Here is a 10769-nt window from a genome sequence, read left to right as displayed (position 1 = left end):
GCATCGGTCAGCACGGTAGAGAAGAAGTGCTCCTGCTTGCCTTCAACGGAGGTGCGGTACCACTTCAGGGTCACTTTCGGCAGCATCTCGCCGGACGCCAGTGCGTTGTACATCAGCGGCACGGCTTTGTTCAGGGCAACGGTGAACTTGAACGGCTTGTGGACACGCTGACCAGCCGGCTGACCGGATTGCGGGTCGGTCGGGACGGTGACGACGTGCTGGAACTCTTGTACCAGCATCTCGTCTTCGTGGCCTTGTACGAAGATGTTGCCGACGGAGTCAGAGGTGAAGGCACCGGCGGTGATATTACCCTGGGTTTTACCTTCGATGCTGATATAACATGGAGTTGGCATGGGTATGCTCCTAAATAGATTGGTTAAACGAGATAGCACTCGACCAACCTTTAGCAGCGACCATGCCACTTTTTTATTCCTTATTTATCAAACAATTACATTCCGCCAGTTCTCGCTCAACGCACGAGCACGCAATAAGTTGCCGAGAGTAGTGAATTTAATCGTGATTACTTGCCTAATCCGTATAAATCACCAGTTGGCGAGCAAGAAGTTGCTCTAAATAGATCATTTCTTCTTTTCAGGGCAAACTTCCAATCCTTTGCCAGTGCTAACTTTCCACTGGCTAAGCATTCTCGGACAGAACAACCAACTTGCAAGTCATCGCCCGCCTCGAAACTGTTTGTCGGTTGTCACTCTGTTAGACTGCACAATTTTCTGTTGCTCATTCATCTTGCAAAGGAGTGTTGGATGTCCGGATGTTCCTGGTGGGATAGATCCACCGGTTTTGCCTTGCTGACCATTGTGCTGTGGGCTTCACTGGCGGCGCTGACGTCACGGGTCACCACCGTGTCACCGCTAGTGCTGGTCGGGCTGGTGCTGTTGTTCTGCGGGGTCGGGGCTTTGCCGTTCTGGCGCCAATGGCGCGCTCGCCCGATTACCTGGCTGGTGACGGTTACGGCATTGCTGCTCTACCATCTGCTGCTCTTTATGAGCTTTCGCCATGCCCCGGTGCTGGAGGCAAACCTCATCAACTACCTCTGGCCGCTCTGCATCATTCTGTTCACCCCGCTGTTGTTGCCCGGCCATCCACTCCATGCCCATCACCTGCTGGCTGGCGCCTTTGGTCTGGCGGGTTCCATGCTGGTGATGGTCGATGGCGAGCTGCAACTGCAGCAGGCCTATCTGCCGGGATACCTGTTGGCGCTCGGTGCAGCTGTCGTCTGGGGAGCCTACTCGGTATTATCACGCCGTCTGCCGCCAGCCCCCGCCGTGGTCACTGCGGCAGCCTGTCTGCCCGCGGGTTTGCTGGCGCTGCTGCTTGCCCGTCTGCTGGAGGGACCCCTGCCGCTCGCGCAGATCCCCACCAGGGACTGGAGCCTCATCATTGGGCTGGCGCTGGGCCCGATGGGGGCGGCCTTTGTGACCTGGTATCTGGCACTGCGAGACGGCGATCCACGCCGGATCGGTGCCCTTGCCTACCTGACACCGCTGCTGAGTACTTTGCTGTTAGTGGCATTGAACGGAGAAGAGCTGACCTCGCGCCATCTGCTGGCCGGTGCACTTATTATGGGAGGCGCCCTGCTCGGTATGCTGGGCCAACGCAACAGCGCTCAGGTATCCCCTGCCAGTTAAGCCGGCAAGATAGGGCTACCTGACCATGCTGTCATAAAAACGCCATCATCCCTGTTTAGGCTCTGGCCACGCTCCCCCATGGTCTGTGCTGACAGGAATTACCCCGTGAAAATCGCCCATTACGCCACCCTATCCTCCCTTGTTTTGTTACTGGTTGCGGGAGGACAGGCGCTGGCCCTCTACCACGGCTGGCAACAGCTTGCCCATACCAATCAGGCCCAGCATCAGCACGAGACGCTGCAACAACTGGTGACAGTGACCCTGCAAAACAGCCTGCGTGACTATCTCAACAGCGGCGATCCACAACAACTGACCGCGGCGGAGAAGATCCGCCAGCAAGCGCTCTCCTCGCTGGTCGCTCAGGATGATGCCGTGGCGGCTCCGCTCAGACAGCAACTCGAACAGATGGCGCAGCGCATCGCGCACGACTATCAGGCCGCAGGCAAGCTCTCGGGCAACAGCCAGTTGCTGCTGCAAAACGCTGAGAGTGAGCTGGGCAGCCAGGCCATGGCGCTGATCCGCTATGGGGAGCAAGGCGCCAGCACGGAACAATCTGCCGCGGCACAACAATATCGCAGCAGCGCAGCCGAGATCCTGGCGGGCCTGCCGCGCCTCGCCCATTTGCGCCAAAGCTATATGGAGCAGGGCAATGAAAAGCTGCTCGAAGGGATCCGCTTCGAGCTGGAGGCACTGCAAAAACAGGCGCAAGCGCTGCAAGCCTTGCCGCTGCTCGGCCTGTATGAAGAGGCGCCCGCCGATGAGTTCACGCTGGGGGAGCCGGTGCGCAAGGAGCTGGGAGAGCAACCACGCAGCGAATTACGCTCGCTGCTGGGCCGCTATCCACAGGAGCTGGCCAACAGCCGCACGGCGCTGCAACAGCAACAGGCTGGCCGCCAGACCGTGCAGCAAGACATCATGGCGATGTTGCAAGCGACCAGACAGATGGGGGAACAACTTGCCCGCGAACGGCAAGCCGTCAATCAGGAGCTGGCCACCATCCTCGGCACGCTGGCGCTCTGTCTGGTGATAGTCGCCCTGCTGTTTGCGCTGGTGCAACGACGCTGGCTGCTCGCCCCCTTGTTGCGACTGCGCGGAGCCTTTCTGCAGCTCGATCAGACGGGGCAGGCCGAGCCGTTGCCTAGCGGGCGCGATCGCAACGAGCTGGCCGATATTGTTGCCAGCTACAATCGGCTGATCGGTCGTCTGCAACTGGACCAACAACAAAAAGAGGGGCAGCTATCAGCGGTATCCCTCAGTCTGCAAGGGATGGTCAGCCAGGTTGACGAGATCCACCACAGCACCCGCACCACCGAACAGGTGGTCGACGAGAGCGGTCAGATGATGGATGAGCTGAACCAGCTGGCCGGAGAGGTCCATCAGGTCGCCGCCGACATCGCCCAGCATGCCCACCATAACGAACAGGCGATGAGCCAGAGCGAAGATCTGGTGGGGAGCATGCTGCACGCCACTCATCAGACCGGACTGGCGATTGACGAAAGCGATGAGGCGCTGCAAGCCCTCACCCGCTCGGTTGCCGATGTGACGGCCATTGTCGATGTGATCGGTCATATCGCTCAGCAGACCAACTTGCTGGCCCTCAACGCCGCCATCGAAGCGGCCCGCGCAGGGGAACAGGGACGCGGTTTTGCCGTGGTCGCCGATGAAGTACGCCACCTCTCGGCCAATACCCAGCAATCCCTCAACCAGATCACCGATATTCTGGGGCGCCTGACCCAATCCGGCGAACAACTTGGCACTGTACTGAACCGGATCACCAACGAATCAAGCCGCCAGCGGGCGCAGGCGGAACAACTGCGCCAGACCACCCAAGCAGTGCGGGAGATCGCCCGCAACACCGCAGTGATCGCCCTGCAGGGGGCCGACAACGCCAAAAGTCAGGAACACAAACTGGCCAGTTTTGCCGATCTGATCGCCCGTATCCATCAGCATGCCCGTCAGGTGAGTCAACTCTCGGTGCAGGTCTCCTCCCATATCCACCATCAGGCGCAGCAGATCCCCCGCATCCTCGGCCAGCAAGGCTGAACCCTATTCGCCCCGCCTCCCCACCAGATCACTTTCCCTCAATCAGAGGGAAAGTTTTTTTGTGGCACAAAATTATCTGTTATCGGCAGGTTAACCGACACCTCTTCCGCCGTACCGGATGAAAACCCGCACGGGCGCTGGCTGCGGCCTCAAGAAAACGCTCTCATCACCGTAATACCTGCCATGAGGCTGTTTACGACCTTGCCCATGATTATTTGCACTCGGTCATACTTTTGAAACGTTGAGGGAACTTTTCATTGATATTTCGCACCGCGAACGTACTCTTGGGGTTGTCCGATAGCCAAGAATCGGAACATAAAAAAACAACATGTGATGATCAGGACTGCCAACTACAGATGTGCCAAGACATCCGGGTTTGCAGGTAGCCAAGACAAGATTTTTTGCCCTTCGGGGTTTTGATTGCAATGCCAATACCGAGCGGTAGGCCCGATGCCAACTGCCGGAAAAAAAAGCTAAGTCCATAAAATCAGGAGCAATAAAAATGGAAAAAGTGATCTTCAAGCGCGCCGCTTTGAGTGCCGCTGTGGTAGCCGCTCTGGTCGCCCCCGGTATGGCGTTGGCAGCTCAGGATATGATGAGCCCGGAATACGGCCAGTCCTATGAAACCTTCGTTAAAGACTCCAAACTGACCGGCGGTCTGTTCTACTTCCAGCGTGATCGTCAGCGCATCGATGGTGACCCGACTGCAGCCAAGAAAGAAGGCAAATACCAGTCCAACCTGAGCCATTCCACCGTTCAAGCCGCTCTTAACTTCAACTCCGGTTATGCCTGGGATACCGTAGGTCTGGATCTGGGCGGCTTCGGTGCCTATGACCTGGCCGTTACCGAAAATCACCCGGTCAACCAGGAGAACGAATTCTCCTTCGCTGGCCGTTCTTGGGGCAACAACGCCAAAGATGGCTCCCCTGAAGGTGGTTTCAGCCTCTCCAACGCAGCGATGAAGCTGAAATTCCTGGACGGCGGCATCACTGCCAAGGGTGGTTATACCCAGCTGTATGTCCCTGGCCAAATCGGTGTTAACTGGTCTTATCAGCCGGGTACCTATCGTGGTGGTCAAGTTGAAGGTAACTTCGGTGGCCTCTACCTGACCTACGCCATCGCTGACGAATACAAGGCCCCCTGGTACAAAGAGACTCAGGTCTTCTCCCGTGCCAAAGCGTGGATGGATCCGTTCGCTGATGAAAACGTCATCGACTACATCCACGGTATAGCAGCCCGTTACACCTTCGAAAATGGCACTGCTGTGACCGGTTCTTTCGGTCAGTCCGAAGGCTACATGGACAGCTACCACTTCAAACTGGCTCACAAGTTTGACGTACTGGGCGGCCTCTCCACCAGCTACCAGTTCTACGGTTCCGAGACCGAGACCTACACCAAGGGCGCTTCCCAGATCGAAACTTATGACGGTCTGGCATGGCAACAAGCTCTGACAGCTGCCTGGGGCATGGGCCCTTACGGCTTCCGTCTGGAAGGTCTGTGGACCAAGGCTGAAGGTGCGGAAGGCAACTACCTGCCTCGCCTGACCCGTGGCTACGCCAACTCCCAGGGCGCCAACGAAATTTGGTGGGATTCCCGCTCCGACTGGAACGCCAACAACGAAAAAGCGCTGTTCTTCGGCGTGACCCGTTCTCTGGATGACCTGGTTGGTGCGCCTGGCTGGTCCGTCGGTGTATCCGGTGCTTACGGTTGGGATATCGAAACCGGTCAAGGCAAGAAAGCAGCCAACGGTGAAGATACCGAATGGGCAGCCAACTTCGATGTCACCTATACCGTGCAGGATGGCAAGCTGAAAGGCACCCTGTTCAAACTGCACTACACCGACTACAACAACGACATCAGCCAGGGCGGCGGTTGGACCGATTACCCCAACATCTTCGCCTCCGAGCACGACGTCAAGTTCCACATCATCATGCCGCTTACCTTCATGTAATCAGGCAATACGATGTCAGCAAACCGGGCCACTTGGCCCGGTTTTCTTTTTACCGGTTGGCAGGCTAACATGCGAACCGGATAAGGGTTTTATCCGCTCACCAGCCCGCACGCTTTTGTCAGCAGTCACAAGGACGCCATCATGCCCCGTTTTGTTCTGATCACCGGTTGTTCCAGCGGTATTGGCCTCGCCGCCGCACAGGCGCTCGGGCAGCACGGTTTTACCGTGATCGCCTCGGCGCGCAAGGCGGAAGATGTGGCCCGTCTGCAGCAACAGGGATTGCTGGCAGTACAGCTGGATCTGGCGGATTCTGCCTCCATCGAGCTGGGTGCCAGTGCGGCGCTCCATCTGGCAGGCGGGCGCCTCTATGGCCTGTTCAACAATGGCGCTTATGGCCAACCCGGGGCGCTGGAAGATCTGCCCACCGAAGCGCTCAGGGAGCAGTTCAATACCAACCTGTTTGGCTGGCACCATCTGATCCGTCAGGTGCTACCGCCGATGCTGGAGGCCAAAGAGGGACGGATAGTGCAGAACAGCTCGGTTCTGGGACTGGTTGCCATGAAGTATCGCGGCGCCTACAACGCCAGCAAATTTGCGCTGGAAGGTTATAGCGACACTCTGCGCCTCGAACTGGCGGGTAGCGGGGTATATATCAGCCTGATTGAACCGGGCCCCATCGATACCCGTTTTCGTGTCAATGCCCGCAGCGCCTTCTTGCGCCACATCGATCCGGCCCAGAGCCGTCATCAGTCGGCCTACCGCCAGACCCTGACGCGGCTGGAAAAAGAGGGGGCCACCAGCGGCTTTACCCTCCCAAGCGAAGCCTGCATCCCGCCGCTGCTCCATGCGCTGACCCACGCCCATCCCAAGGCGCGCTATCCGGTGACCACGCCGACTCGGCTGTTTGCCTTCTTGCGACGGGTATTGCCCACTCGCTGGCTCGATAAACTGCTGGCTAAATCAGCCTGATCCCGTGATTGGCGACCAAGTACCCGGTCGCCCAGGTGGCGTTAGCCGGGTAGCGGCGTCACCTGTCCCGCCAACCTGGTTTGTCCCTCTCTTCAATAGTGCTCGCCATTGCTGTAGTAGGCGCTCTTGACCAGAGGGATCACCTGCACCACCACATAGGTCTGCTCCCCCAGCACCCGTTTCAAATGGCGCGTGATAAGGCGCGCGGCGGCGTCCTGCATCTCTTGTGGCCGCTCGAACCAGTGCAGCTCGACAAACGGAAAACCCGCCTCGGGCTCGCCGTTGCGTATCCAGCAGCTATCAATCCGCTCCATGGTGACAAACTCCGGCTTGCCGCCGGTCAGCTCGCAAAGCTCGGCCAGCAGCGGGCCGCTCAGCTGTTGCAGGGTCTCGAGCGTCACGGCGCGAAAACGAAGATGGGGCATGGCAAACCTCTTGGTTATCTGAAATGAGGACTTATCATAGGAGTTATTGTCAGCAAGAGAAGTCACCCGGCGCACATTAAGGATCCCCATGAGATTTCATCGCACCCTCTTTGCCTTCCTGCTCTGCCTGCTGCTACCGCTGCACGCCTTTGCCGATCCCGCCTTCTATCGGGTGAGCAAGGGCAACCAGCAACACTGGCTGCTGGGCTCCATCCATGCAGGTAAACCAACCCTCTATCCTCTGCCCGAGCCGGTCGAGCGCGCCTGGCTGCAGAGCCGCTCACTGGTGATGGAGGTGGACATGAACAGCATCACGCCGGATCAGTGGCAACAGACCGGCTCCCTCACCCGGCTGGTGGATGGCAAACCGCTCAAGGATCATCTGCCTGCCGAGCTCTATCAACGCACCCTGATGGCGGGGGCCCGCTATGGCATCGACGAGGCGACCCTCGCCACCCTGCGCCCCTGGTTTGCCGCCATTACCCTGACCCAGGCCGCCATGGCCCGCTCCGACTTCAAGAGTGAACTCGGGATAGACCAGCACTTTGCCGTCCGGGCCGCCAAAGAGGGCAAACCGGTGGTGGGCTTTGAGACCCTGCTGGAGCAGCTAGGTTATCTGGCCAGCGTGGGTGATAACCAGACCCTGATGCTCGCCAGCACCCTGGATGAGCTACCGATGCTGGAGAGTGGTTTCGCCGCCGTGATGAAGGCATGGCAGCAGGGGGATGAGGCGACGCTGATCAATCTGCTCAAGGAGGAGATGGCCCCGCCCGCGCTACAAAGCTGGATGGAGCAGACCCTGCTGGCCGAGCGCAACCACAACTGGCTGAAGAAATGGTCCACCCTGCCCAACGAGAGCTTTATCGTGGTAGGCGCCCTGCACCTTTATGGCGAACAGGGGTTGCTGGCGTTGCTGGAGCAGCAAGGGTGGCGCATTACCCCGCTCACCACACCGGGCCCTGTGCAGGTTCGGTAGCAAGGAGTCCAGTGAGAACGATCACAGATCACACTGGTCATTAAACAACCTGCAAGGGAGTTGATCGGGATCATCCCGGACAGGGCAAAGAGGTATTTATCATGCTTGTCATCAACCGGGTGACAGGAGCAATAAAATGGACTTTTGGCTGGACCTGATGTTTGGCAACAGCGTGGGATTGATGTCGATGCTGGTGATTATCGGCACCTTCTTGCTCATCAGCTCTTACGCGGCCTACTTCATCTACAAGGTGATGCACTCGCAACCGCCTCATTCACAGCAACCCCATTCTCAACAACCCAAAGAGGGCAAATAATCCTCTGACCACAGGCGGCAGTTCACACTGACCGCCTGTGCTGTTTTATGGTTCGCGACTGTGATTCCCGGGCCAGGATGCACCAGTGTCCATGCCGGGTGCCCCTTATCCCCTCCCCCTTTCCCCGTTTTCTGTGCCGGTTGCGGCCGTTATAATGGCCCCCACTTTTTCTTATGGGGAGCCTGCCGTGTCTCATAACGACGAACTCTCGCTATTCATGAATGAAGTGGCCGACGTGCGGCCCATTCGCAGCGACAACATCCATCCCCATGCGGCCAAATCCGCCCCGACCGAGGCGCAGCTCGCTCGCCGTCAGGCTGCCACCGCCGAGCAACTCGCCCTCGACCACCTCACCATGGAGGCCATCGAGATGCGCGATCCGCACGAAATCGTCGGCTTCAAGCGTGATGGGGTGCAGGAGGGGGTCTACAAGAAGCTGCGGCTCGGCAAATACGAGCTGCAAGCCAGCCTGGACTTGCACCAGAAAACCCTCAACGAAGCGCGCCAGACGCTGGTGCAGTTCATTGCGGATTGTGAAGTCCGGGATATCCGCTGTCTGCTGATCCTGCACGGCAAGGGGGAGCGCAGCACCCCGCGCGCCCTGCTGAAAAGCTATGTCAGCGCCTGGTTGCCGCAACTGCCCGCCGTCATGGCGATCCACAGCGCCGAGCGTCGCCACGGCGGCAGCGGTGCTCTATACGTGCTGCTGCGTAAAAGCGAACGCAAAAAAGCGGAAAACCGCGAACGGCACCAGAAGCGGCTCGGCTAATCCGCCTCTCGCCCCCACGCCTTTGGCCCGCCTGCATGATGGTGGTCAACGATGCTGCGGCGGTGTTAGCATCGAACGGCCCCGAGCATGCCAGGTACGGGGCGGTATACCATCAGGGACGATAACAAGGACAATCCCATGTCATATCAAAAGCTTGAACAACATCAGCAGCAGATCCACCGCTTTAGCCACCTCGCCGCCATCTGCGGCTGGGATCAGGCGGCCATGATGCCGGAGGGGGGCAACGATGCTCGCGCCGAAGCGATGGCCGAACTCGGTCTGCTGATCCACCAGAAGCGCTCCGCTCCCGAGCTGGGCGACTGGATTGCCAAGGCAGAGAGTGAGCCGCTCGATGAAGTGCAACGCGCCAACCTCGGCGAGATCAAGCGCCAGTGGCAAGATGCCAGCCTGCTGCCCGGTGAGCTGGTCGAAGCGCTATCGCTCGCTGGCAGCAAGTGCGAACACGCCTGGCGCAGCCAGCGCAAGAACAACGACTGGGCCGGTTTTGCCCCCAATCTCGAGGAGGTGGTGAAACTCTCCCGTGAAGTAGCGCAGCTGCGGGCCGATGCGCTTGGCGTGCGCCCCTACGACGCCATGCTGGCCCTCTATGAGCCGGGCATGACCAGCGCACGGCTCGATCAGATCTTCGGCGATCTCGCCAGCTGGCTGCCGGCTCTTATCCAGACCGTGAGTGAACAACAAAAGGGAGATGCCCTGCTGCTGCCGCAAGGCCCCTTCCCTATCCCCACCCAGCAGGCGCTCGGTCAGGAGGTAATGGGGCTGCTCGGCTTTGATTTCGCCCACGGTCGCCTCGATGTGAGCAGCCACCCCTTCTGTGGCGGCGTGCCGACCGACGTGCGGATCACTACCCGCTATAACGAGCAGGAGTTTGTCTCCAGCCTGATGGGCATAGTGCACGAGACCGGTCACGCCCGTTACGAGCAGGGGCTGCCGCGCCATCTGCTGGGTCAGCCGGTGGCCGAAGCGCGCTCCATGGCGATCCACGAGAGTCAGAGCCTGTTTTGCGAGATGCAGCTGGGGCATCATCCGGCCTTCCTCGCGCTGCTGGCACCACGCATTCGTCACCACTTCGGCGAACAGGCGGCGTTTGCGCCGGACAATCTGGCCAAGCTCTACAGCCGGGTCAAGCCGGGCTTTATCCGGGTCGATGCGGACGAGGTGACCTATCCGGCCCACGTTATCCTGCGCTACGAGCTGGAGCGCGATCTGGTGGAAGGGAAGATCGAGGTGGCCCACATCCCCGAGCTGTGGGATGCCAAGATGCAGCAGTGGCTGGGGCTCTCCACCAAGGGCAACTACCGCAATGGCTGCATGCAGGATATTCACTGGACCGACGGCTCGTTTGGCTACTTCCCGAGCTACACCCTGGGCGCCATGTATGCCGCCCAGCTGCGTTTTGCCCTCGAAAAAGAGCTGGGCAGCATGGGTGAGGTGATCGCGGCGGGCCGCCTGCCGGAGATCTTCGGCTGGCTCGGACGCAACATCTGGTCACAGGGGAGCCTGCACAGCACCGACGAGCTGGTGCGCCGCGCCACCGGTGAAGCGCTCAACCCGCACTGGCTGCGCCAACATCTGGAACAGCGTTACCTGAAGTAATGAGCGCAGTAAGCTAACAGCAGAACGGGGCCCTTTTTAGTTGACCACTACAGGGCC

10 protein-coding genes are annotated in these 10769 nt (G+C 59.3%); 8 read left to right on the top strand and 2 right to left on the bottom strand.

From position 1 onward, the window contains the following. On the bottom strand, positions 1–353 hold a 353-nt coding region (hcp1, locus tag AB5Y83_RS11655), incomplete at its 3' end, for a type VI secretion system effector Hcp1 (protein ID WP_368174736.1). 408 nt (positions 354–761) lie between these two features. Between hcp1 and AB5Y83_RS11650 the strand changes: the two genes are divergently transcribed. From AB5Y83_RS11650 to AB5Y83_RS11635, 4 genes are all read left to right on the top strand, one after another. After that, entirely contained in the window at positions 762–1646 is an 885-nt protein-coding gene (locus tag AB5Y83_RS11650; RefSeq protein ID WP_368175199.1) for a DMT family transporter, read from the top strand. Between the two features lie 105 nt (positions 1647–1751). Further along, entirely contained in the window at positions 1752–3689 is a 1938-nt protein-coding gene (locus AB5Y83_RS11645) for a methyl-accepting chemotaxis protein (RefSeq protein ID WP_252412960.1), read from the top strand. Positions 3690–4191: 502 nt separating this feature from the next. Continuing rightward, a complete protein-coding gene (locus AB5Y83_RS11640; protein ID WP_005338723.1) occupies positions 4192–5640 on the top strand; it encodes an OprD family outer membrane porin in 1449 nt (482 codons plus the stop codon). Positions 5641–5781: 141 nt separating this feature from the next. Then, the gene (locus AB5Y83_RS11635; RefSeq protein WP_368175198.1) at positions 5782–6609 is read left to right on the top strand and encodes an SDR family oxidoreductase; all 828 of its coding nucleotides are present in this window, start codon (positions 5782–5784) and stop codon (positions 6607–6609) included. A 92-nt stretch (positions 6610–6701) separates the two neighbouring features. Here the strand turns inward: AB5Y83_RS11635 and AB5Y83_RS11630 are convergent, their stop codons facing one another. Beyond that, on the bottom strand, positions 6702–7034 hold the full coding sequence (locus AB5Y83_RS11630; protein WP_019446286.1) for a DUF1904 family protein: 333 nt from the start codon (positions 7032–7034) through the stop codon (positions 6702–6704). 88 nt (positions 7035–7122) lie between these two features. Here AB5Y83_RS11630 and AB5Y83_RS11625 point away from each other — a divergent pair, with 88 nt between their 5' ends. The 4 genes from AB5Y83_RS11625 to AB5Y83_RS11610 all read left to right on the top strand — a co-directional run bounded on the left by AB5Y83_RS11625 (position 7123) and on the right by AB5Y83_RS11610 (position 10712). Then, positions 7123–8010 (top strand): TraB/GumN family protein, encoded by an 888-nt coding sequence (locus tag AB5Y83_RS11625; protein WP_368175197.1) that lies wholly within the window; start codon positions 7123–7125, stop codon positions 8008–8010. Between the two features lie 136 nt (positions 8011–8146). Beyond that, positions 8147–8326: a DUF3149 domain-containing protein gene (locus AB5Y83_RS11620; RefSeq protein WP_005338733.1), complete on the top strand. Its 180-nt coding sequence runs from the start codon at positions 8147–8149 to the stop codon at positions 8324–8326. Between the two features lie 187 nt (positions 8327–8513). After that, complete coding sequence (smrA, locus tag AB5Y83_RS11615; RefSeq protein ID WP_005338734.1) at positions 8514–9095, top strand: DNA endonuclease SmrA; 582 nt, start codon at positions 8514–8516, stop codon at positions 9093–9095. Between the two features lie 138 nt (positions 9096–9233). Continuing rightward, on the top strand, positions 9234–10712 hold the full coding sequence (locus AB5Y83_RS11610; RefSeq protein ID WP_368175196.1) for a carboxypeptidase M32: 1479 nt from the start codon (positions 9234–9236) through the stop codon (positions 10710–10712). Positions 10713–10769 lie beyond the last annotated feature (57 nt).

It is taken from the genome of Aeromonas sp. R5-4, from assembly GCF_040908215.1.
GTDB lineage: Bacteria > Pseudomonadota > Gammaproteobacteria > Enterobacterales > Aeromonadaceae > Aeromonas > Aeromonas veronii.
This window is presented reverse-complemented; position numbering and strand designations above follow the sequence as displayed.